General features: G+C 71.8%; 24 protein-coding genes. 11 read left to right on the top strand and 13 right to left on the bottom strand.

Annotated features, from left to right (window positions below; all coding sequences use genetic code 11):
- Positions 1 to 99: 99 nt before the first annotated feature.
- From ABZX22_RS24325 to ABZX22_RS24335, 3 genes are all read right to left on the bottom strand, one after another.
- Positions 100 to 705 (bottom strand): TetR/AcrR family transcriptional regulator, encoded by a 606-nt coding sequence (locus tag ABZX22_RS24325; RefSeq protein ID WP_354912932.1) that lies wholly within the window; start codon positions 703 to 705, stop codon positions 100 to 102.
- 7 nt (positions 706 to 712) lie between these two features.
- Positions 713 to 2,251, bottom strand: coding sequence for an MFS transporter (locus tag ABZX22_RS24330; RefSeq protein WP_354912936.1), 1,539 nt, complete (start codon positions 2,249 to 2,251; stop codon positions 713 to 715).
- A 102-nt stretch (positions 2,252 to 2,353) separates the two neighbouring features.
- Positions 2,354 to 3,568: an MFS transporter gene (locus ABZX22_RS24335; RefSeq protein ID WP_354912938.1), complete on the bottom strand. Its 1,215-nt coding sequence runs from the start codon at positions 3,566 to 3,568 to the stop codon at positions 2,354 to 2,356.
- Between the two features lie 124 nt (positions 3,569 to 3,692).
- On the opposite strand from ABZX22_RS24335, the gene panB reads away from it, so the two are divergent.
- Positions 3,693 to 4,517, top strand: coding sequence for a 3-methyl-2-oxobutanoate hydroxymethyltransferase (panB, locus tag ABZX22_RS24340; RefSeq protein WP_354912940.1), 825 nt, complete (start codon positions 3,693 to 3,695; stop codon positions 4,515 to 4,517).
- 207 nt (positions 4,518 to 4,724) lie between these two features.
- Here panB and ABZX22_RS24345 read toward each other — a convergent pair whose 3' ends face one another.
- Complete coding sequence (locus ABZX22_RS24345) at positions 4,725 to 5,642, bottom strand: threonine/serine dehydratase (protein WP_354912942.1); 918 nt, start codon at positions 5,640 to 5,642, stop codon at positions 4,725 to 4,727.
- Complete coding sequence (locus ABZX22_RS24350) at positions 5,642 to 5,938, bottom strand: ArsR family transcriptional regulator (protein WP_354912944.1); 297 nt, start codon at positions 5,936 to 5,938, stop codon at positions 5,642 to 5,644. Before ABZX22_RS24350 ends, ABZX22_RS24345 begins: the two co-directional genes overlap by 1 nt.
- Before the next feature lie 67 nt (positions 5,939 to 6,005).
- Between ABZX22_RS24350 and ABZX22_RS24355 the strand changes: the two genes are divergently transcribed.
- Positions 6,006 to 6,311, top strand: a complete 306-nt coding sequence (locus ABZX22_RS24355) for a hypothetical protein (RefSeq protein WP_354912946.1) — start codon at positions 6,006 to 6,008, stop codon at positions 6,309 to 6,311.
- Positions 6,312 to 6,389: 78 nt separating this feature from the next.
- Here the strand turns inward: ABZX22_RS24355 and ABZX22_RS24360 are convergent, their stop codons facing one another.
- On the bottom strand, positions 6,390 to 7,571 hold the full coding sequence (locus ABZX22_RS24360) for an aminotransferase class I/II-fold pyridoxal phosphate-dependent enzyme (protein ID WP_354912948.1): 1,182 nt from the start codon (positions 7,569 to 7,571) through the stop codon (positions 6,390 to 6,392).
- A gap of 60 nt (positions 7,572 to 7,631) precedes the next feature.
- Between ABZX22_RS24360 and ABZX22_RS24365 the strand changes: the two genes are divergently transcribed.
- The 6 genes from ABZX22_RS24365 to ABZX22_RS24390 all read left to right on the top strand — a co-directional run bounded on the left by ABZX22_RS24365 (position 7,632) and on the right by ABZX22_RS24390 (position 14,077).
- Positions 7,632 to 9,032: a PLP-dependent aminotransferase family protein gene (locus ABZX22_RS24365; RefSeq protein WP_354912950.1), complete on the top strand. Its 1,401-nt coding sequence runs from the start codon at positions 7,632 to 7,634 to the stop codon at positions 9,030 to 9,032.
- A 216-nt stretch (positions 9,033 to 9,248) separates the two neighbouring features.
- Positions 9,249 to 10,127 carry an ABC transporter ATP-binding protein gene (locus tag ABZX22_RS24370; RefSeq protein ID WP_354912952.1) on the top strand — a complete coding sequence of 293 codons (879 nt, stop codon included), beginning with the start codon at positions 9,249 to 9,251 and terminating at the stop codon, positions 10,125 to 10,127.
- On the top strand, positions 10,120 to 10,863 hold the full coding sequence (locus ABZX22_RS24375) for an ABC transporter permease (protein ID WP_354912954.1): 744 nt from the start codon (positions 10,120 to 10,122) through the stop codon (positions 10,861 to 10,863). The genes ABZX22_RS24370 and ABZX22_RS24375 overlap by 8 nt, the downstream gene beginning before the upstream one ends.
- An 11-nt stretch (positions 10,864 to 10,874) precedes the next feature.
- Complete coding sequence (locus tag ABZX22_RS24380; protein WP_354912956.1) at positions 10,875 to 11,984, top strand: sensor histidine kinase; 1,110 nt, start codon at positions 10,875 to 10,877, stop codon at positions 11,982 to 11,984.
- On the top strand, positions 11,981 to 12,586 hold the full coding sequence (locus ABZX22_RS24385) for a response regulator transcription factor (protein ID WP_354912958.1): 606 nt from the start codon (positions 11,981 to 11,983) through the stop codon (positions 12,584 to 12,586). Before ABZX22_RS24380 ends, ABZX22_RS24385 begins: the two co-directional genes overlap by 4 nt.
- A 267-nt stretch (positions 12,587 to 12,853) precedes the next feature.
- A complete protein-coding gene (locus ABZX22_RS24390) occupies positions 12,854 to 14,077 on the top strand; it encodes an MFS transporter (RefSeq protein WP_354912959.1) in 1,224 nt (407 codons plus the stop codon).
- A gap of 80 nt (positions 14,078 to 14,157) precedes the next feature.
- Here ABZX22_RS24390 and npdG read toward each other — a convergent pair whose 3' ends face one another.
- Entirely contained in the window at positions 14,158 to 14,820 is a 663-nt protein-coding gene (npdG, locus tag ABZX22_RS24395) for an NADPH-dependent F420 reductase (RefSeq protein ID WP_354912961.1), read from the bottom strand.
- Positions 14,821 to 14,917: 97 nt separating this feature from the next.
- Between npdG and ABZX22_RS24400 the strand changes: the two genes are divergently transcribed.
- Positions 14,918 to 15,496, top strand: coding sequence for a hypothetical protein (locus ABZX22_RS24400; RefSeq protein ID WP_354912963.1), 579 nt, complete (start codon positions 14,918 to 14,920; stop codon positions 15,494 to 15,496).
- Here ABZX22_RS24400 and ABZX22_RS24405 read toward each other — a convergent pair.
- Positions 15,437 to 15,760, bottom strand: a complete 324-nt coding sequence (locus tag ABZX22_RS24405; RefSeq protein WP_354912965.1) for a hypothetical protein — start codon at positions 15,758 to 15,760, stop codon at positions 15,437 to 15,439. The genes ABZX22_RS24400 and ABZX22_RS24405 overlap by 60 nt on opposite strands.
- Positions 15,761 to 15,843: 83 nt before the next feature.
- On the opposite strand from ABZX22_RS24405, the gene ABZX22_RS24410 reads away from it, so the two are divergent.
- Complete coding sequence (locus ABZX22_RS24410) at positions 15,844 to 16,491, top strand: cyclase family protein (protein WP_354912967.1); 648 nt, start codon at positions 15,844 to 15,846, stop codon at positions 16,489 to 16,491.
- Here the strand turns inward: ABZX22_RS24410 and ABZX22_RS24415 are convergent.
- Positions 16,488 to 16,667, bottom strand: a complete 180-nt coding sequence (locus ABZX22_RS24415; RefSeq protein ID WP_354913201.1) for a hypothetical protein — start codon at positions 16,665 to 16,667, stop codon at positions 16,488 to 16,490. The two genes, ABZX22_RS24410 and ABZX22_RS24415, sit on opposite strands and share 4 nt — an antisense overlap.
- A 31-nt stretch (positions 16,668 to 16,698) precedes the next feature.
- On the opposite strand from ABZX22_RS24415, the gene map reads away from it, so the two are divergent.
- Positions 16,699 to 17,547: a type I methionyl aminopeptidase gene (gene map / locus ABZX22_RS24420; RefSeq protein ID WP_354912968.1), complete on the top strand. Its 849-nt coding sequence runs from the start codon at positions 16,699 to 16,701 to the stop codon at positions 17,545 to 17,547.
- 125 nt (positions 17,548 to 17,672) lie between these two features.
- On the opposite strand, the gene ABZX22_RS24425 is transcribed toward map, so the two are convergent.
- From ABZX22_RS24425 to ABZX22_RS24440, 4 genes are all read right to left on the bottom strand, one after another.
- The gene (locus ABZX22_RS24425) at positions 17,673 to 18,062 is read right to left on the bottom strand and encodes an ATP-binding protein (protein ID WP_354912970.1); all 390 of its coding nucleotides are present in this window, start codon (positions 18,060 to 18,062) and stop codon (positions 17,673 to 17,675) included.
- Positions 18,063 to 18,253: 191 nt separating this feature from the next.
- Entirely contained in the window at positions 18,254 to 20,245 is a 1,992-nt protein-coding gene (locus ABZX22_RS24430; RefSeq protein WP_354912972.1) for a cytochrome c oxidase assembly protein, read from the bottom strand.
- Positions 20,242 to 20,892, bottom strand: a complete 651-nt coding sequence (locus ABZX22_RS24435; RefSeq protein ID WP_354912974.1) for a copper resistance CopC family protein — start codon at positions 20,890 to 20,892, stop codon at positions 20,242 to 20,244. The genes ABZX22_RS24430 and ABZX22_RS24435 overlap by 4 nt, the downstream gene beginning before the upstream one ends.
- A gap of 44 nt (positions 20,893 to 20,936) precedes the next feature.
- A complete protein-coding gene (locus ABZX22_RS24440; protein ID WP_354912976.1) occupies positions 20,937 to 22,223 on the bottom strand; it encodes a helix-turn-helix transcriptional regulator in 1,287 nt (428 codons plus the stop codon).
- Between the last annotated feature and the right edge of the window lie 87 nt (positions 22,224 to 22,310).

A 22,310-nucleotide genomic window follows, 5' to 3' on the forward strand; every position in this document is an offset into this window, starting at 1 on the left:
CAGGGCCGGAGGAACGGCTCGGTCGCCCAAAGTGACCGGAGGGTGGCAGGGCTCCGCCCCGAGGGACCGCGGGACGGCATGGCCGCCCCGCGCGGCCTCTCAGGGCGCCAGACCGCGCAGCGCGCTGTCGACGATGCGGGCGGGCAGGTCGTCAGGCAGGTCGCCGTCGTCCTTGGCCCGCTTGATGTGCCACATCATCGTGCCCGACAGCGTGCCCAGCGCCAGCCGCGTGTCGAGATCGGCGCGCAGCTCACCGGTGCGCACGCCGCGCTCGATCACCGCCGTCATGGCCGCCGTGCGCGGCTCGACAGCCTGGCGCATGAACCTGGCGAACAGCTCCGGATAGCGGTCGGACTCGCTCATCGCGATGTTCATGACGCAGCGCGTGCGGACCTGACCCGCCTCGCGCATCGCGGTGTCGAGCAGGGCGACCAGGTCGTCGCGCACCGAGACGCCCGCGAGCGGCGGCACCGGGGCCTTCAGCGAGGCGAGCGCGTCGGCGACCAGGTCCTCCTTGTTGGACCAGCGCCGGTAGATGGTCGTCTTGCCGACCCCGGCCCGTGACGCGATCGCCTCGATGGACAGCTCGGAGACACCCATCCCCTCGCCCATCAGATCGAGGGTGGCCTCGATGATCGCCTTCTCGGCCTTCTCGCTGCGCGGACGGCCCGCGGGGCGGGCCGTACCGGTCTCTGTCGTCGTCATCGCAGCCTCAGACTACCGCCGGTTCCTTCTCTTCCACCCTGGCGACCAGGCGCGCCTTGCCCGGCATCCAGACCGCCACGACCACCACGCCGACCAGGGCGATGGCCGCGGAGACCAGGGCCGTGGTGTGCATGCCGTCGATGAAGGCGTCGAAGGCGGTGTTCAGGACGGCGGGGTTGCCGCCGGCCAGGCCCACCGTGGCCATGATGGACTCGCCGGCCGCGTGCCGTACACCCTCGGGAAGGGCGGTGAGCGCGGGGGCGATCTCGCCGCGGTAGGTCGACGACAGCAGCGAGCCGAGCACGGCCACGCCCAGCGCGCCGGCCACCTGGCGGACGGTGTTGCTCATGGCCGAGCCGACGCCCGCCTTCTCCCTCGGCAGCGACTCCATGATCGCGGTGGTCGCGGGCGGCATGATGTTGGCCATCGCGGCGCCCTGGACGAAGAAGACGACCTCCATCAGCCAGATCGGGGTGGTCCTGTCGAAGAGCGAGTAGCTGACCAGGGCGAGGGTGACCACGATCATGCTCGCCACCGCGGAGGACTTGGCGCCGAAGCGCTCGTTCACCCGCTGACTCAGCGGCGCGAAGATCAGCTGCGCGGCGGCGAACGGGATCATCAGCGCGCCCGCCTGCATCGGGCTGAACCCTCTGACGATCTGGATGTAGAACGTCAGGAAGAACATCCCGCCCATCATCGCGAAGAAGACGATGCCCATCATGCCGATGGCCGAGCTGAAGCGGACGTTGCCGAAGTTGCGTACGTCGAAGGCGGGGTGGTCGATGCGCCGCTCCCACCAGACGAACCCGGCCAGGACGAGCACGCCGAAGACGGTCGGGACGAGCACCTCCGCGCTGGCGACCGTGGCGAGCTCGCCCATGCGGATGATGCCGTAGACGACGGCGACCAGGCCGACGATCGACAGGATCACACCGACGGGGTCGAGCCTCGACGGCCTGGGGTCACGCGACTCGGGGACGATGGTGCCGATGAGGATCATGCTGATCAGCACGATGGGGACGTTGATCAGGAACACCGAGCCCCACCAGAAGTGCTGGATGAGGAAGCCACCGGTGATCGGGCCGACCGCGACGGCCAGGCCGACGCCGCCGGCCCAGTAGCCGATGGCCTTGCCGCGCTCGTGCGGCGGGAAGACGTTGGAGATGATGGCCAATGTCGCCGGCATGATCGCCGCGCCGCCGATGCCCATCGCGGCGCGGGCGAGGATCAGCTGCATCGGATCCTGGGAGTACGCGCTGGCCAGCGAGGCCAGGCCGAACAACAACATGCCGATGAACAACATCCGCTTGCGGCCGGTACGGTCACCGATCACGCCGAAGGTGAACAGCAGGCCCGCGAAGACGAGAGTGTAGGAGTTGATCGCCCACTCCAGCTCGGCCTGCGTCGCCCCCAACCCTTCGACGGGGTCGGCGATGGTCTTCATCGCGACGTTCAGGATGGTGTTGTCCAGCACGACAGCCAGGAGGCTGAAGACGAGGACGCCGAGAATCGCCCACCGACGGGGGTGGCCGGTCTCTGGTTTCATGGGGGACTCCACATTTCGATACGGCTTAGTTTCGCAACGCAACCGTAGCGCAACGAATTCCGATACGCAACGGTTGCGTTTCATAACCAGGCCGGACGGGAGTCACGCGTGCACGCGCTCGGGCTCCGGCTCCCGCACGGCGGCCGTCTCCGGCTGCGGCGTCCGCTTCCAGAACGGCAACGCCACCAGCACCATCACCACGGCCACCAGCCCCGCCAGGGCGAACGCCCAGCTGGGTCCGTGGGCGTCGATGACGGCTCCGGCGATCGGCGCCGACGCGGCACCACCGATCAGCAGGGCGGTGCCGTGCAGGCCCATGGCCTCGCCGCGGGCCGCCGCGGGGGTCCACCTGCTCAGGGTGTCGACCGACGACGACAGGGCGGGCGCGCACAGCACGCCGGCGGGCAGCAGCGCCACCACCAGCCACCGCCAGTCTCCGCCGACCAGGCCGACGGGGATGGTGAGCGCGCCCATCAGGCCGGTCAGCAGGAGGGTGGGGAAGCCGCGGGGCAGCCCGCCGTACACGAAACCGCCGATGAGCGAGTAGACGCACCAGACGGCCACGGCCAGACCGATCCACTGGGTCTGGCCGGCGTGCTTGATCGTGGCCACCAGCGACAGCTCGGTGGCGGTGAGGACGAACGTGGCCGCGGTGACCGTGCCGAGCAGCGCGACGAGCGAGGGGGTCAGCCACTGGCGGCGCGAGACCTTCTCCTGCGCCGCCTCCAGCTCCGCCTCGGACCTGATGGGCGGGTTCAGCACCAGGAGCCCCGTGCCCGCGCACGCCAGCCCGGCGGCGATCAGCGACATCGTCCACGTGCTGCCCAGCGTGGTGATGCCGGCGACGGCCAGCGCGGGACCGGTCATGTACGACAGCTCGACCATGATGGAGTCGAGCGAGAAGCCCATCCTGCGCTGCTCGACGGGAACCATCGCGGCCAGGCACTGCCGGATCACGCTGAAGATCGGCAGGGCCAGCAACCCGGCCACGCCCGCCGCCGGCACCAGCACGGCGAACGGCAGCAGCCACGCCGTCGACCAGAACGCGACCTGGGCGACCGTCGTGACGGCCAGCACCGGACGCAGCCCGTGCCTGTCGACGAACCTTCCCGACAGCGGTGAGCCGACGGCCATGCCCACGGTGCTGGCCATGGCGACCACGCCCGCCTCGGCGAACCCGAATTTCAAGCCGTTCACGACATGCAGCGTCAACGCCATGGCGGTCGCCGTGGCGGGGATCCTGGCCAGCATGCCGACCAGCAACAACGTACGGACACCGGGGATCGCGAGCAGACGCCGGTAAGGTTCGATTGCCATTTTTATTGCTTACCTCCGGCCCCATTCTCTCGTCAGGCACCGACACTTCGGGCCGCATGTCATCATCGGAGAGGTCCGGGTACGCCACTGGGGCGACTCGAGACGGCTCAGGAGGGTTACACCCATGTCCTCTTCCCTGTACGGCGGCGCCCTCGGGCGCAGGGTCACCGTCCGCGACCTCGCGGCGGCCAAGGAGCGCGGCGAGAAGTGGCCGATGCTGACCGCCTACGACGCGATGACGGCCCGCGTCTTCGACGAGGCGGGCATCCCCGTCCTGCTCGTCGGCGACTCGGCGGCGATGGTCGTCTACGGCTACGACTCCACGCTCCCCGTCTCCGTCGACGACCTGCTGCCGCTGACCGCGGCCGTGGTGCGCGGCTCCTCGCGGGCGCTGGTCGTGGCCGACCTGCCGTTCGGCTCCTACCAGTCCTCCCCCGCGCAGGCGCTGGAGTCGGCGGCGCGCTTCATGAAGGAAGCCGGAGCGCACGCCGTCAAGCTGGAGGGCGGGCGCAGGGTCCTGCCGCAGGTCGAACACCTGGTCTCGGCGGGCGTGCCGGTCATGGCGCACCTCGGGCTGACACCCCAGTCGGTCAACGCCTTCGGCGGCTACCGGGTGCAGGGCCGCGGCCAGGCGGGCGACGAGCTCATGGCCGACGCCAAGGCCCTGGAGCAGGCGGGGGCCTTCGCGGTGGTGCTGGAGTGCGTGCCGGCCGAACTGGCCGAGCGGGTCACCACGTCGCTGGCCATCCCGACGATCGGCATCGGGGCGGGGGTCGGCACGGACGCGCAGGTGCTGGTCTGGCAGGACCTGATGGGTCTGACGGCGAAGCCGGCCAAGTTCGTCAAGACGTACTCGGATCTGGGCGCGGAGATGGACAGGGCGGTCCGCTCCTTCGCCACCGAGGTGGCCGCGGGAGTGTTCCCTGCGGCCGAACACGCCTACAGCTGACGCGGTGAAGACGGGCCGGCCCCGAACCTCCGGCCGGCCCGCCTCCCCGAGGAACAGCCCAGCCCTCCGGCTCCCCTGCCGGTCGCACCGGCCCACCCGCCTGGGCAGCCGGGCCGACCCGCCGCACAGGACCCACCCCAGCCCGCCAGGCCACGACCGGCAGCACGAGACCACCCCCGGCCGCCGGGTCGGACCGGGGCCCGGCAGCTACCCGAGGGTGGCGGGGTCGGTGTTGGACCCGCACAGCACGACCACGACCCGCTCACCGGGCGCCCGCTCGTAGGCGCCGGACAGCAACGCCGCGTACGCGGTCGCGCCGGCATGCTCGGCGGCGATCCTGTACTCCGCCCACAACGTACGCCGCGCGGCCTCGATCGCGTCGTCGGACACCAGCAGGCTCCTGACGCCCGCCCGCTCGACGATGCCGTAGGCCACGTCGCCGAGGCGGCTGGCGCCCAGCGCGTCGGCCGCGACCCCGCTCACGGCGACGGGGACGGGCCGTCCCTCCTTCAGCGCCTGGTGAAGCGTGGGGCAGCGCTCGGGCTCGACCGCGACGACCACCGGCGCGCCCTGGGACGCGCCCGAGCCCACGGTGACGCCAGCCACGAAACCGCCGCCGCCGACCGCGATCAGGATCGTGTCCACGCCGCCCGTCTGCTCCATCAGTTCGAGCCCGAGCGTGCCCTGCCCCGCGACCACGTCGGGGTGATCGTAGGCGTGCACCTCGAGCGCCCCGGTCTCGGCCGCCCGTTTGGCCGCCGCCTCCGCGGCCTCGGAGTAGATCGCCCCCGTCTGCGTGACGTCGGCGCCGAGCGCCCGCAGCCCCGCCACCTTCACGGGACTGGAGACCTCGGGTACGAAGATCTCGGCCCGCAGCCCGAGGGCCCTGGCCGCGTAGGCCACCGCGAGCCCGTGGTTGCCCCCGCTGGCGGCGATCACGCCCGCGTCCGGCACGGCGGCCGACAGCATCCTGTTGAACGCCCCCCGCACCTTGAAGGAGCCGGAGTGCTGCAGCGTCTCCAGTTTGAGGAACAGCCCTTCGCCGACCTCGACGACCGGGGTCCGCAGCACGCGACCCCTGATCCTGTCCGCCGCCGCCAGCACGTCGTCATACGAAACCGCCATCACAGCTCCCGCTCGATCGTTCGCTTCAGCTCGGCTATCCGTGCCTCGTCGCGCCGGTAGAAGACCCACTGCTTGATCTTCGTGCCCCGGATCAGCCCTGCCCTTTCCAGGATCTTCAGGTGCGCCGAGGCGCTCGGCTGTGTCATGCCGAGCTTGGTCGCGATGAAGATCGAACAGACGCCGTCCTCCACCAGATCGCCGTCGACCTGCGGCGGAAAATGGGCGACAGGGTCCTTGAGCCAGTCGAGGATCAGCAACCTCGGCTCGCTGGCGAGCGCCCGGAGAGTCGGCAGCACTGAGGAAGTTTCCTCAATGCCTAAGCGTCACGTCAAATCGTCGGTGCCGTCGAGTAGCTTTCCGAACATGGAATCGAACCTGCGCGAACGCTTCGTCGAACTGGTGGAATCCTGTGGTCCCGTGACCTGCGTCAGGTCCGCCACCTCGATGACCTTCCGCGGGCGCCGTGACTTCGCCGGAGCCCGCACCACTGCCCACGGCCTGACCGGCTATCTCGGCCTGCGCCGGATCGTCCACGACCGCCGCTTCGGCGAGGCCACGCGCTACACCGACCGTCTCTACGTGCACCGGTTCCACCTGCGCCACTGCGAGGACCTCGACGAGGAGTTCGCGGCCTGGGTCCGCGAGGCGTACCTGGTGGGCTCCGCCTGAGCCAGGGTGCGGAGACCTCGCCTTCGGCCGGGACAGCCCCGCCGACGCGAAACCGTCGGTCCGCCCGACGCCGCCTTCTCAGCGGGCCGCGTCCAGGGCCTGGGCGAAGTCGGCCCAGAGGTCCTCGGCGTGCTCGATCCCGACCGCCACCCGCACCGTGCCTTCGGAGATGCCGTGCCGTCCCAGTTCCTCCGCGCTCAGCGACCTGTGCGAGGTCGTGGCCGGGTGCAACACCAGCGTCTCCACGCCGCCGAGCGAGGGCGCGAGCAGCGCCAGCCGCAACGCCGCCATGAACCTCTCGCCGGCCGCCCGGCCACCCGCGAGGTCGAACGAGAACACGCCCCCGAACTCGGGCAGCAGCTTGACGGCCACGTCGTGCGACGGGTGCGAGGGCAGGCCGGGCCAGTGCACGGCACTGACGGCGGGGTGCTCGGCGAGCCTGGTGGCCAGCACGCGGGTGTTGGCGCAATGGCGCTCCATCCGCAGCGGCAGCGTCTGCATGCCGCGCAGGGTCAGCCACGCGGCGAACGGGTCGGGGGTCGAGCCCAGTTCGATCGCGAAGTGCCACACCGTGCGGTGAAGTTCCTCGTCGGCGAAGACGGCGATGCCGCCGATCACGTCGGTGTGCCCCGACAGATACTTCGTGGTCGAGTGGATCACGATGTCCGCGCCGTGCTCGAGGGGACGGCAGAGCACGGGCGAGGCGAAGGTGTTGTCGACGACGGACAGCAGGCCGAGGTCCTTGGCCACCGCGCACATCGCGGGCAGGTCGGCGACCTGGCAGACCGGGTTGGCGATGGTCTCCAGGTAGACGAGCTTGGTCTCGGGACGTACGGCCGCGCGCAGGGCCGCGGGGTCGTCCTCGGCGACGTAGGTGACGGAGATGCCGAAGCGGGCCACCATGTCGTTGATCATCGCGGCGGTCCCGCCGTACAGCGCCTTCTGGGCGATCAGGTGGTCGCCGGGCTTGAGCAGGCCGAGCAGGACCGAGTTGATCGCGCCCATGCCCGAGGCGGTGGCGACGGCCGCGACGCCGCCCTCCAGACCGGCGACGGCCTCCTCCAGCGAGCGCACCGTGGGGTTGGAGAGCCTGCCGTACACGAAGGCTCCGTCGGGCCTGCCCATGCCGTCGGCGAAGACCTCGGGGTCGTCGAACACGAACCCGGAGGTCTGGTAGATCGGCACGGTGATCGGCACGCTTCCGCTGATCACGGGCTTGGGCAGGTGGACGGCACGGGTCTCGGGACGCAGTTGGCTCATACCGACAAGGATCGCCGTTCTGACGGCGGGATGTCAGAGCCAATCATCCATAATTGGTCCATGGATGAGGCCAATCTTGCGGATCTCCTCGGCCGGTGGGCGTCCGGACGCGGCCCGCTCTACCTGCTGCTCGCCGCCCGGCTGCGCGATCTCATCGATGACGGGCTGCTGCCGCCCGGGGCTCCGCTGCCGCCCGACCGGGTGCTCGCCGGGGGGCTGGCAGTGGCGAGGGGCACCGTGGTCGCCGCCTACGACCTGCTCCAGCAGGAGGGGCGCGTCGTCAGGCGCAGAGGCAGCGGCACCCGTGTGGCCAGCGCCGACCTGCCCGCCACACGCGCCACCAACGAGGTGGGCTCCAACCCGCTGCTGTCGCACATCCTCCACCCGCCGGACGGGGTCACGCTGCTGACCTGCGCCGCGCCCGACGAGCCGCCGCCGTTGCTGGCCGAGGCCTTCGGCGAGGCCGTGTCGATGCTGCCCCGGCGCGACCTCGGCTACCACCCCGCCGGGCATCCCGCCCTCCGTGCCGCGGTAGCCGCCTACTACACCGGGCGCGGCCTGCCCACCGACGCCGGCCAGGTCATCGTCACCACCGGCGCGCAGCAGGCACTGACCCTGCTCACCGGCCTGCTGGTCAACCCCGGTGACACCGTCCAGACCGAGACGCCCACCTATCCGGGCGCGCTGGAGGTGTTCCGGCACGCCGCCGCGGTCGTCCGGGCGGGCGTCGACGCGGGCGGCCGGCCCGCCCTGATCTACGTCACGCCCACGGCCAGCAACCCCACCGGCGCGATCATGGATACGGCGGAGCGCGGAAGGCTGGCCGCCTCGGCCGCGGCGCACGACGTCCCGCTCATCGACGACGAGGTCTGCGCCGAGCTGTGCTTCGCGGGCGACACCCCGCCCCCGCTCGCCGCCTTCACCCCGGGCGAGCAGGTCGTCACCATCGCGTCACTGAGCAAGCTCGTGTGGGGCGGGCTGCGCGTCGGCTGGATCCGCGCCGCCGCCCCGCTGGCCGCCCGGCTGGCCAGGCTCCGCGCCATCCACGACCTCGGGGGCGACGTGCTGTCCCAGCTGGCGGCGGTCGCGGTGCTGCGCAGGCTCGACGAGGTACGGCAGGCGCGCGTCGCGGTGCTGCGCGCGCAGCACGACCACCTTCTGGGCGAGCTGCGGGCCAAGCTGCCGTCGTGGGAGTTCGCCCCGGCACTCGGCGGGCAGACGATCTGGGTCCGCCTGCCCCGTGGCGACGCCGACACCTTCGCCCAGGTGGCGCTGCGGCACGGGGTGGCGATCCCGCCCGGCCGGTCGTTCGACCCGGCGGGCGCGCATGCCGACCACATGCGGCTGCACTTCCTGTTCCCGAAGGAGGAGCTGACGGCGGCGGTCGACGCGCTCGTGAAGGCGTGGGACGCCTACGACGGAGCCCGCCACACCGCCTCCCGCCACACGCTGATCGTCTGACCCGGCCCGCGCGCTCGCGGCCGTGGGCGAGTTCCAGGGACCCGTCGCAGAAAGACCGCGGGCGACCGGAGGGCGGGCGACCGGGGGCGGGCGACCGAGGCGGGATGGCCCGTGGCGTGTCTGCGGCTCCTCCGCCGGAGCATCGGCGCCGGAAAGCGTGACAAGACATGAATTCTTCACTGCCCGCCATCGAGCGCGGCCCGAAGAATCAGACCCATGATCCAGGTGAACGGGCTCACCAAGAGCTACGGAGACTTCCAGGCGGTGAAGGGCATCTCCTTCGAGGCCGTCCCGGGCGAGATCTTCGCGCTCCTCGGCAGGAACGGCGCGGGCAAGACGACCACGATCGAGGTTCTGGCGGGCTTCCAGCGCGCCGACGCGGGCGAGGTGCGGGTGCTCGGCCTCGATCCCGGCAAGGACCGGAGAGGGGTGCGCCGCCGCACCGGCATCATGCTGCAGGAGGCGGGGTTCTTCCCTGACCTCACAGTGGCCCAGACCGTCGACTCGTGGCGCGACTTCACCCCCTGGGCCCGGCCGACGCGGGAGGCCCTGGAGCTGGCGGGCCTGCTGGACCGGTCGGCGACGAAGGTGCGGCAGCTGTCGGGCGGCGAGAAGCGCAGGCTCGATCTGGCGCTGGCCCTGCTGGGCCGTCCCGACGTGCTGTTCCTGGACGAGCCGACCACCGGGATGGATCCCGAGGCGCGGCGCAACACCTGGGAGGTCGTCCGCGACCTCGCCGCCTCTGGCACCACCATCCTGCTGACCACCCACTACCTGGACGAGGCGCAGCGCCTCGCGAGCCGTATGGCGATCATGGATCGGGGCGAGATCGTCGCCGCCGGCGGCATGGCGGAGACGCTGGCCGCGCAGGCCGGACGGGTCTCCTTCGAGCTGCCTCCCGGCATCTCGCCGGGCGATCTGCCGCTGCCGGTGACGATGGAGGGCGGCGTGGCGACGTGCAGGGCGGAGGATCCGGATCTGGCCGCGCAGGAGCTGCTGAGCTGGGCGGCGGCCAAGGGCCTGCGGTTGCGCGGCATCGAGGTGCGGACGGCGTCGCTCGAAGACCTGTTTCTCGAAGGGATCGACCATGCGTGAGTTCGTGGCGGTGGCCCGGTTCGGCGGGCGGCTGTACTGGCGGGACAAGGTGGCGTTGTCGACCTCGGTGGCGTTGTCGCTGGGGCTCGGCATCGGTCTGCCGTTCATGATGGCGAAGGTGCGGCCGGGCGTGCCGGGCGTCGTGCTGGACACGCATCTCGGCGTGCTGGCCATGGTGCTGACGGTGGCCGCGTTCATGCAGGCGGCGGTCACGCTGACCGCGCGCAGGGACCAGCTGGTCCTCAAGCGGATGCGCGCCACGGGCCTGCACGACCGTGAGATCATCGGCGGCGAGCTGGTCAACATCTCCGCGCAGACCGTGCTGCTCGCCTTCGTGGTGTGCGGGGTGCTCTACGCCGTCGCGGGCCTGCCGCTCCCGCGCAACCCGCTGGCGCTGGTGCTGTTCCTGGTGGCGGGCGTTTCGGTGCTGTCACTGCTCGGCGCGGCCTGGACGGCGGTGATCTCCCGGGCGGAGGTGGCGGCGGTCATGTCCATGCCGTGGTTCATGCTGGCGGGCGTGGGCGCGGGCGGTTTCGGGCCGGTCGTCAAGCTGCTGCCCGCGTGGGTGGGCACCGTCCTGGACCTGCTGCCCACCGGCGGCCTCGTGGTGGGCGCGCGGGCCGCCTACACGGGAGAAGGGGATCTGCTCCTGCCGCTGCTGAACCTGGCGGTGTGGGCGGTCGTCGCGCTGGTCTCGGTCCGCCTGTGGTTCCGATGGGAACCCAGGAAGTCATAATTGGTCGCGCCATGACATCAGAATCCGCCCGCCGCCTCGCGATCATCGTGATCACCACGATCTCCGCCTGCTACACGGTGATGGCCGTCGTGCTCTATCTCTGGTCGGCCTATCTCGTCATCGTCACGGTGCCCATGAGCCTGTGGGCCATGGCGGCGGGCGGGTGCATCGGGGTCACCCACTACCTGCACGTGCGGGCGGGCCTGCGCGGCCGGCGGCCGCCGCTGTTCCCGCTGACCCTCGTCATGCAGACCGCCGCGACCTACCTGACCGACTTCGTCCTCCCGTACGGCTGGTCCGCCGTCGTCTCGCCGCTGCTGGCCGGATCGCTGCTGATCCTGCTGCCGCCGCGCGCCGCCTGGCCGCTGGTGGGGCTGGCCACGGCGTTCCAGGGCTGGCAGATCTACGTGGCGACCAGCGGGCACCTGGCGCTGACGTTCTTCTACGCCGTCACCGTCTTCAGCACCGGCGTCATGATCTACGCGCTGGTCCGGAGCGCCCTGATGGCCAAGGAACTGGACCAGGCCAAGGCGGAGCTGGCCGAGGCGGCCGTGCTCAAGGAGCGCCTGCGGATCTCCCGCGACCTGCACGACGGTCTCGGCCGCAGCCTCACCGCGATCGCGCTGAAGGGCGATCTGGCCGCCAGGCTCGTCGAGCGCGACCCGCTCGCCGCCAGGACCGAGGTCGGCGAGCTGGTGCAGGTGGCCCGCGAGGCCGTCCAGGACGTACGGCACGTCGCGCGCGGCTTCCGGCAGATGTCGCTGTCCGGCGAGGTCGAGCGGGCGACGGCGCTGCTGGCCGCCTCGGGCGTCGACTGCCAGGTCAACCTGGCCGCCGCGGCGCTGCCCCGTCCCTCGGAGGAGGCGCTGGCCTGGGGGGTGCGCGAAGGCGTCACGAACATCCTGCGGCACAGCCGCGCGACCACCTGCTCGATCAGCACCTCCGTCAGGGCGGGCACGGCACGCCTGGAAGTGGTCAACGACGGCGCCCCCGGCTCCCCGATGTCCAGGGGCAACGGGCTGACCGGCCTGAGCGAGCGGGCGAGCCAGGCGGGCGGCACCGTCACCGCCGAGCCGACGGAAGCGAACGGCTTCCGCCTCACCATGGAGGTTCCCGCGTGATCAGGGTGCTGCTCGCCGAGGACATGCACATGATCAGGGCCGCCCTGACCGCGCTCCTCCGCCTCGAACCGGACATCGAGGTCGTCGCCGAGGTGACCAGGGGCGACGAGATCGTGCCGGAGGCGCTGCGGGTCCGGCCCGACGTGGCGATCGTGGACATCGACCTGCCCGTGGTCGACGGCATCACCGCCGCCGCCACCCTGCGCACGCGGCTGCCGTCCTGCCGGATCCTGGTGCTGACGGCGATGGGCCAGCCCGGCCAGGTACGGCGGGCGCTGGAGTCGGGCATCGAGGCGTTCCTGGTGAAGGACGCCCCGGGCGACCGGCTCGCCGAGGCCATCCGCAGGACCGCGGCGGGGCTGCGGGTGCTCGACGCCGACCTGGTGTCCTCGGCCATGGAGTACGGCGAGAGCCCGCTCACCCCGCGGGAGCGCACGGTCCTGGCGGAGGCGGCCCGGGGGGCGACGGCGGAGGAGATCGCCTCGCGGCTGCACCTGTCGGCGGGGACCGTGCGCAACTATCTGACCGGGGCGATCACCAAGACGGGCGCCAGGAACAAGATCGACGCGATCAGGATCGCGGAGGACGCGGGCTGGCTCTGACCGGCGGCCGCCGCCGCGGACCGGCACGCCTGTCCCCCCGGTCGCGCCCGTGAGCTCCGGCCGGCGTGCCCGTGGCTGGGCCGGCCGGAGCCGGGACCAGCGACAGGGCAGACGCTCCGCGACCGTCCGACCGGGAAGCGGCCCGGAAGCGGCCCGGGAGCGGCCCGGAAGCGGCCCGGGAGCGGCCCGGAAAACGGTTGGACGTGGGGCAGGCGGGTGTGGTGACCCTTAGGGCCGAGATCTCGGTCCGAACGAAAGGCCTGCCGCGTGTCGTTGTGGCGCAACAGGAACTTCTCCATCTTTCTGGCGATCCAGGCGCTGTCGGTGGCGGGTGACTCCTTCTCCACGATCGCCATCCCGCTGCTGGTGCTGCGGGAGACCGGTTCGGTGGTCCAGATGGGCATGATGACCGCGTTGTCCGGGGTGGCCTCCCTGGCCGCGGGGGCGTTCGCCGGGCTGGCCGCCGACCGGCTGGACCGGCGACGGCTGTTGATCGGCTGTGACGTCGCGCGGGCCGCGCTCTACGCGCTCATCCCGCTGGTCTGGATCGTCGAGCCGCAGATCTGGCTGCTGTACGTGGTCGTGCCGGCGGGCGCGGCGCTGGGGATGGTCTTCCAGGTCACCTACGTGACGGTGGTGCCGCGACTGGTCGGAAAGGACCAGCTGATGCGTGCCAACGGCCACCTGTACGCGGTCTACGCCGCGGCCAGCGTCGGCGGTCCCGCGCTGGCCGGGCTCGCCTCCCAGCGGTTCGGCCCGACCGTGGCGCTCGGCGTCGACGCGGCGAGCTTCGCCGTCTCGGCGCTCGGCCTGTGCCTGGTACGGCTGCGCCCGGCCGAGGCGCCGACCGCCGCCGGGCGCGGCGGCTTCCTCGAAGGGGCCAGGTTCCTGTGGCGCCAGCCGGTGCTGCGCTGGCTGACGATACTGCTGACGTTCTACATCTTCCTCACGGCGGGGCTCGACGACATCGTCATCTACTACCTGAAGAACGATCTCGGCCAGAATGACGACGCCGTCGGAGTCGTGCTCACCTGCGGCGCCGTCGGCGCGCTGCTGGGGTCGGCGGCGGTGGCCAGGGTGCGGGGACGGCTCGGCTTCGGCCCGACCTGGATCACCGCGATCGCCCTGTCGGGTGTGGCGATCGCCTGCGCCGGGCTGGGCCCTGCCGTACCGGGGGTCGCGGCGGTCATGGCGGGGTTCGTCCTCAGCCAGTCCATCGGCGGCATCTCCTCGCAGTCGCTGCGCCAGGAGATCACACCCGACCATCTGCTCGGCCGGGTCACCTCGGCCTTCTGGACGATCCATTTCGCGCTGGGACCGATCGGCGCCGGTTTGCTCACGCTGGCGGCTTCGCGGCACGGCACTCCGCTGGTCGCGCTGGTGGCGGGGGGCGCCGTCGTCGTGATCGCGCTCGTGGGGGTGCTCACTCCGGTCAGGCACCGGCATCCGGCGCGGGTGGAGGCCGCGGTGCGCGAGGCGGGTCGGGTCTGACGTCGGGCGACGGTCGGGCCCCTCCCGCGTCGCGCGGTCCGCACGGGAGGGGCCGACGCCGGTCGGGCCGGGGTGCGGGCTCAGACGTCGGTGATGCGGATGCCCGCGTGGGCCTTGTAGCGCCGGTTGATCGAGATCAGGTTGGCCGTCAGCGCCTCGACCTGGTGGGCGTTGCGCAGCCGCCCGCCGTACACGCCGCGAGCTCCGGGGATCTGCGCGGCGAGGGCCTGCACGGTGTCGGTGGCCTCGCGGTCGTCGCCGAGGACCAGCACGTCGAGGTCGATCTTCTCGACGGCCGGGTCGAGCAGCAGCATGGCCGACACGTGGTGGAAGGCGGCGACGACGCGGCTGTCCGGCAGGACGGCGGCGGCCTGCTGGGCGGCCGAGCCCTCCTCGACCGGCAGCGCGTAAGCGCCCTGCTTGTCGAAGCCCAGCGGGTTGACGCAGTCGATCACGATCTTTCCGGACAGGGGGGCGCGGAGGGATTCCAGCGTCGCCTTGTGGCCGTCCCACGGCACGGCGACGATCACGATGTCGGCCTCGGCGGCCACCTCGGCGTTCTCCGCTCCCCTCGCCCCGTTGCCGATGGACCCGGCCGCCTCGTGGGCGCGCCCCGCGCTGCGCGAGCCGATGAGCACGGGGTGCCCGGCGAGGGCGAACCTGCGGGCCAGGCCCTTGCCCTGGTCGCCGGTGCCGCCCAGGATGCCGATCGTCAACCCGCTCACTTCAGGAAGGTCAGTCATATCGCCGATGATGCCAGCAGCGGGGTTCGTGTGTGGAACCCAGGCCCCCGGCGCGGAAACGGGCGCGGGAACGTCACAGGTCAGGCACCATGGACGGATGGACGCAGGCTCGGTGGCTCTTCTCCGCGAGGTTCTGGCCGAGACCGGCTGGCTGGAGCGCACACGAGAGCTGGGCACGGCGCTGAGAGCCACCCGCTCCCCTGGCGGCCTGCTCCTGGTCGGCACGCCCGACGACGAGCCGTGGCACCTCACCGCCCATCTCGGCGACGAGGCGAGGCTGGCCGGGCTGCCGCAGCTGGCGCCCACGCTGGTGCGGTGGCAGCCGCCACAGCAGGCCCCGCCCCACCTGCGGGTCGGTCTCGACCGGATCGAGCGGGCGGGCAGGGGGGAGACGCTGTTCGTGGTGGCCGAACGGCAGGCGCCGGTGCCGCTGCTGGAGCGGGTCGACGACGCCAGGCGCACGGGTGCCACGATCCTCGCGCTGGGGTGCGGCGACTCGGAGCTGGCGGGACTGGCGCACGACGCGCTGGCGATCCCGTCCGGCGGTCCGGTCAGTTTCGACGGCGCGCAGCATCTCGTCAGCACGGCCGCCGGCGAACTGCCGCAGCGTCCGCGGCTAAAGGACCGGCTCGCCCGGCTGCTGGAGCGGGTCAGCGGCCCGCAGGTGGCCGACTAGCGCCTCCTCGATCGCCGCGATCACGACGGCCTGCACCGGGTCGGGCGCGACCGAGCGCGTGCGGCTGAGGCGGGTGACGGCCTCGATCCTGCGCGCGCCCACCTCGGCGATCCGGCTCACCCTGACGAACCCCTCCGGCACGTCGAGCAGCGCGAGCTCGGGCATCACGGGCGTGATCCGCGGATGCCGTACGGCCAGCATGCGCAGCCCGCCCCGCCTGGCGACCTCCCGCAGGACGCGCAGCCGCCTCGGATCGATCTCCATTAGCTCAGCTTACGGGTAACTGTAGATTTCGTAATTTGCCCTGTAGGAAAGGTCGTCAGCAGAATGAGCCGCATGGAGCACGCATGATCGTCGAACTGAGCCACCGGATCACCGAGGGCATGGTCACCTATCCCGGCATCCCGGGGCCCGTCCTCGGCTCCCATCTGACCCGGGAGGCATCCCGCGAGGTCTACGCCCCCGGCACGGAGTTCCACCTCGGGACCATCACCATGGCGTGCAACACGGGCACGTACCTGGACACGCCGCACCACCGCTACGCCGACGGGACGGACCTGTCACAGGTGCCGGTGGACCGGCTGGCCGACCTGCCCGGCCTGGTGGTACGCGCCGTGGACCGGCCGAGCGTGGGCATGGACCTGCTCGACGGCCTCGACGTGCGCGGCAAGGCGGTCCTCCTGCACACCGGGTGGGACCGGCACTTCGGCACGCAGGCCTACGTGCAGGGCCACCCGTACCTGACGGCCGAGGCCGCGGCGTGGCTGGCCGAGCAGGGCCCGGCGCTGGTCGGCATCGACTCGCTCAACATCGACGACACCCCGCCCCGGGGGGAGCGCCCGGCGCACACGCTGCTCCTCGCCGCGGGCATCCCGCTGGTCGAGCATCTGACCGGACTGGCCGGGCTGCCCGACAGCGGGTTCCGCTTCCACGCGGCACCGCCGATGATCGCCGGTCTGGGGACCTTCCCCGTCAGGGCGTACGCGGTGGTCTAGTCGTCGTCGTCCGCGTCCTGCTCGTCCCATGCCTTGTTGCGTTCCGCGGCGCGCTGCAGCGCGCCTGCCGCCTCCTGCTCGGAGGCGTAGGGGCCCATGCGGTCCTTGTTCGGGCAGCCCTGGTCGGGCTCGACGCGCATGTGCTTGAGGCAGAACCACCACTGACCTTCGCTCACGGGGTGAATTGTGCCCCGTAAACTCGGTTTCATGACCACACTGCTCCAGCCCGGGCGGATCTCGCCCATGCGCAAGGTTCCCGCCCACATCCAGCGGCCGGAGTACGTCGGCAGGAAGCATCCGAAGACGGGAGAGGCCGACGTCAAGACGCCGGAGATCATCGAGCGGATGCGCGTCGCCGGACGGATCGCCGCGCAGGCCCTCGAAGAGGTCGGCAAGCACGTCGCCCCCGGCGTCACCACCGACGAGCTCGACCGGATCGGCCACGAGTTCCTGCTGGACCACAACGCCTATCCGAGCACGCTCGGCTACCGCGGCTACCCCAAGTCGCTGTGCACGTCGATCAACGAGGTCATCTGCCACGGCATCCCCGACGACACGGTGTTGCGCGACGGCGACATCGTCAACGTCGACATCACCGCCTACATCGGCGGCGTCCACGGCGACACCGACGCCACGTTCCTGGTCGGCGACGTCGACGAGGAGTCGCGCCTGCTGGTCGAGCGCACCCGCGAGGCGACGACGCGCGCGATCAAGGCGGTCGCCCCCGGGCGGCAGCTCAACGTCGTGGGCCGCGTCATCGAGGCCTACGCCAAGCGGTTCGGCTACGGCGTCGTGCGCGACTTCACCGGCCACGGCATCGGCACGACGTTCCACTCCGGGCTGATGGTCCCCCACTACGACGACCCGTCGCTCCAGGTGGAGCTGGTGCCTGGCATGACGTTCACGATCGAGCCGATGCTGACGCTCGGCACGATCGACTACGAGATCTGGCCCGACAAGTGGACCGCCGTCACCAAGGACCGCAAGCGCACCGCGCAGTTCGAGCACACGATCCTGGTCACCGACACCGGCAGCGAGATCCTCACCCTCCCGTGAGCCCGGCGGCCGCCGCCGCGCCGCCAGCCTGCCTGCCCTCCCAGCCGCCCGGCTGCCCGGCTGCCCGGCTGCCCGGCTGCCCGGCTGCGGGATCGTCCGGTACGGCTGCCGCGTGCCGTACCGGATCAGCGCCGGCGGGGCACGGCGCCCGTGACGGTCGTGCCCTCGCCCTGCACGCTGTTGACCGACAGGGTGCCGCCGAGCTCGGACATCAGCACGCGCATACGGCTGATCCCCCTGCGCTCGTCCGGCATGCCGAAGCCGGCGCCGTTGTCGCTCACCGTCAGCCGTAACCCGCGCCGCCCCGTGGTGACGGCCACGGAGACCAGCCCGGCGCGGCTGTGCAGCTCGACGTTGAGCAGCGCCTCCTCGACCACGGCGAGCACGCCTCGGGCGATCGTCGCAGGGACGTCGCCGTGCGGGAGCGCCCACACCTCCACCGCGATGCCGGTGCGCTGCGACCAGTCGGTCAGATACTCCTGAAGAGCCTCGGCCAGGCTCCGCCCCCCGCGCATGCGCGTCTCATCCACCAAGTCCGCACTCGCCTTCCTGAGCACACAGCGGACGCCCCCCGAGCCATGGTCTGGCGCCCCCGCGATGGCCAGGACACACGGCGCACCAAGGTGATGCCCGTCTCCCCCGCCCGCAAGGCTACCGGGCGGTTCGAAGGCGCGTGGACCGAAGATAGAAGGCCGTAGCCGCAGGGCTACTGGGCCTGGTCGCGGCGGTTCAGCTTGGCCAGGTAGTCGTTGTAGGAGTCGAGCTCGGCGTCGCCGGTGCCGCCGGTGCGGGCGGCCAGCGCGTCGGCTCGCCGGTCGGCCCTGCGTGCCTTCCTCTCGTCGTCGCTGTACCACTGGAAGGCCAGCGCGAGCAGCACGATCAGGGTGGGGATCTCGCCGAAGCCCCAGGCGATCGCGCCGCCGTTCTCCTGGTCCTGCAGCGCCGACAGTCCCCACGTACGGCCGAGCTGCTCGTACCAGTCGGCGGCGACGACGGTGCCCATCATCATCAGCGCGATGCCGAAGAAGGCGTGGAAGGGCATGGTGACGAACAGTGTCAGCAGGCGGCCGACGTGCGGCAGCTTGTGCGGCGCCGGGTCGACGCCGATGATCACCCAGAAGAACAGCGACCCGCTCAGCAGGAAGTGGAGCGTCATCGTGATGTGCCCGAGGTGCTCCTCCATCGCCGCCGCGAACAGCGGGGTGAAGTAGAGCGCGTAGGTCGAGGCGATGAAGATGGAGGTGGCGACCACCGGGTGGGACACGACGCGGACGAACCTGCTGTGCAGGATCACGGTCAGCCACTCGCGCGGACCCCTGTCGCCGCGGCGGGCGGCGGGCTTGAGCGCGCGCAGCGCCAGCGTGACGGGCGCGCCGAGCACCAGGAAGATCGGCACGAGCATCGCGAGCGTCATGTGCTCGATCATGTGGACGCTGAACAGCACCTTGGCGTAGCGGGCCAGGCCGCTCTGCGTGGCGAGGACGAGGATCGCCACGCCGACGAACCAGGCGGCGGTACGGCCCGCCGACCACGCGTCGCCGCGGCGGCGCAGCCGTACGACGCCGGCGGCGTACAGGCCGCCGAGGGCGGCGGCGAGCAGGGCGAAGAACAGGTCGAGCCACCACAGCGAGGCCAGGGTGGCGAGCGTGATCTCCGGCGGCATCGGGAAGCCGAGCAGTTCGAAGGCGCGGTCAGCCGGCAGCGCGACGTCGGGCGGTGTGGTGCGGGCCAGCGCGACGGCCAGGCCGATGGTGGCGAACATGAGCACCAGCTCGCCGGCGGCCAGCCGGGTGAACGCCCCTGGCCTGCCCTTGCCGAGCTGGGCCATCGTGCGCTGGCGGTGCCACCAGCCGATGTAGCCGAGCACGACGAACGCGGCGGTCTTGGCCACGAGCAGCACGCCGTAGGCCGAGGTCCACAGGTCGCTGATCGCGGTCAGCCGGGCCAGGACGCTGAAGAGGCCGGACAGCCCGACGCCGATGTAGCACCACAGCGCCATCCGGGAGAAGCGGTTGGCGGCGACCTCGAGCTGCGGCTGCCTGCGCAGCCCGTGGGCGAGCAGGATGGTGAGCCCGCCCACCCACAGGGCCAGCGACACCAGGTGGGCGGCGACGCCGGTGGTGGCGAGCCCGTGGTTGGGCGAGGAGGAGGCGTGGGTGGTCAGCGCGGGCGGCAGCAGCGTCACCACCGCCAGCGCCAGCAGGCCCGCCGACGCTCCCGCGGTGATCGCCCCGCGGGAGAACATCGCGATGGCCACGCCGAACAGCACCACGAGGGTGAGCGCGATGCCCTGGCCGACCTGGCTGGCGAAGCTGGTCAGCTCGTTGCCGGAGAGCACGTCGGCGACGGGCAGGCCGAGCTGCTCCGACAGCGTGAACACCATGGTGACGACGCCCGCGCCGGCCCAGACCAGCGCCGTCCACGACGCCGCCTGGACGTAGCTCAGCGCGCTCTTGCCCAGCATGCCCTTGTCGCTGGGCAGGAAGAAGGTGGCGGCCAGCAGCAGGCCGACGGTCAGGACGCCCGCGACGTCCATCACCAGCTTGGCGATGGGCAGGCCCCACCGGGTCAGCGTGCCCTCGTCCGGCAGGCCGGGGATGATGCGCGGGAACGCCGCTCCTCCCGCGACCATGGCGATGACCAGGGCGAGGAGCGCGGCCCCTGCCAGCGCGAGCGCGAGCCGCGCGGTCCTGGTCACGGCTTCTTCTTCCGGGCGCTCAGCAGGAAGCCGATGCCGATGCCGACCAGCCCGCCGATGACGATGACGAGCCAGACGGGGAAGCCGGTCGCGGCCTGCGACGTCTGTCCGGCGACGGGCTGCGGCGCGGCGGACTGCGCGGCGGGCGTGACCGCGGGGGCGCTCTGCGCGGCGGTCGCGGGGGCGGACTGCGCGGCGGGCGCGGTCGCGGGGGCGCTCTGGCCGGGTGACGCGCTCTGCGGTACGGCGGAGGCCGGCTGCCCGGTCGGTTCGGGCCGCGGCGCGCCCTTCACCGCGAACGGGATCTCGCCCTCGATGGGGTGACCGTCGGAGGAGACCACCCTGAAGGCGATCGTGTAGCCGCCGTCGGGCAGTACGCCCTTGAGCCGCTGCCGCACCACCTTGCCGTCGATCTCCGGCTTGCCCGCCTGCATCTCGGCGCCGTCGTCGGCGCGCACGATGACGAACGGGAGCTTCGGGGTACTGGTGAACTCCAGCTCGACCTGTTCGAGGGTCGCGACGGTGGCGTTCTTCTTCGGCGTGCTGCTCTTCAGCGCGTCGTGGGCCAGCGCGGGGGGCGCCGTCAGGACGGCGCCGACCAGGACGGCGAGCAGGGCGGTGAGGGCCGGCAGCGGGGATCTCTTCATGGCATCCCCAAGGCTACCCACCACCCTGCCCGGTGGTGACGTCGCTACAACCCCACGCAGGCCAGCGCCCGGTGGTAGGCCTCGACCGTGCCCTCGTCGTCACCGAGCGCCTCCAGGGTCTCCGCTGCCGCGTACCACTTGGTGGCCGCCTGGCGCGAAGTGGAGGCCCGGTCCATGAACCGCACCGCCTCGCGCGCGCTGGCCAGCGCCGCCTCCCTGTCGCCCATGGCACCCTGGGCCCTGGCGAGGACCATCCGCATGTGCGCGTCCATCTCGGGCGTCTGGTCGGCCAGCAGTTCCTCGGCCGCCCTGGCGTGCTCGGCCGCGCGCTCGGGGTTGCCGGCGGTCAGCTCCACCGTGGCGAGCTGGAGCTCGGCGATGGCCTGGTCGGTCACGCCCGCCGAGGTCTCGGCGATCTCCTTGGCGGTCTGGCTGAACAGCTCCCTGAGCTTGTCGGTGTCGTGGGGCTGCAGCCTGGCGCGGTGGCCCGCCACGGCGCCGCGGAGCCTGGCCAGGTTGCGCGGGGCCGTGGCGGTCTCCGACTGGATGGCGTAGGCGCGCTCGATCAGGCTCAGAGCCTCCTCCGCCCGGCCGATGGACTCGGCGACCCTGGCGGCGTTCCAGCTGGCCGCGACGGCCGCGCGCGGGGTGCCGAGAAGCTCGGCGGCGGCCAGCAGCTCGGCGGAGAACTGGCGGGCGCGCAGCAGGTCGCCGCGGACCCAGTAGACCGACAGCAGCGTCGCGCCCAGCTCGACCAGGCCGTCGGTCCAGGTGGGCCGCACCGCGCCGGCGAGGACGCGCTCGCCGACCGCCACGGCGGCGACCAGCTCGCCCTTGTCGCGGTAGCACCGGCACAGTGCCAGCGCGATCTCCACGTGGCGCTCGGCGCTGAGCTCCTCGCCGTCGAGCCGCTTGAGGATCCTGATGGCCTCGGCGATGTCGCCGGTCGCCTCGGTCGCGAGCGCCAGGCCGTACTCCGCCTCTTGACGAAGGGCGGTCAGACCCGTCAGGTTGTTGTCCGCAACGAGCTCGGCGAACCTGGTCCGGGCCTCGTGAACCTCGCCGTTCTCCAGTGCGAGCCGCGCGTAACCCAGGCCGAGTTCGAGATCGTTCAGCTGCTCGGCGGTCACGCCGTTGACGAGGTAGCTGAGCGAACAGTCGAGCTTCTGGGCCAGGAGCTCAAGTACCGCGGGGGTTGGCGTGCGCTTTCCACTCTCGATCAGAGAGACGTAGCTGTCCGACAGTTCAGGGTGGGCGAGCTGGGCCTGTGACAGGCCACGCTGGCGGCGGACCGTCTTGATGCGGAGTCCGACCAGATCAGATGTGGTCACGGCAACGTCTCCCTGGGATGATGTACTTCAAGCACCACCTGAGCGAGGGAGAACCCCCCATGCGCAAGCGACTTGTCATGTCCGCAC

It is taken from the genome of Nonomuraea sp. NPDC003804 (assembly GCF_040610675.1).
Lineage (GTDB): Bacteria > Actinomycetota > Actinomycetes > Streptosporangiales > Streptosporangiaceae > Nonomuraea.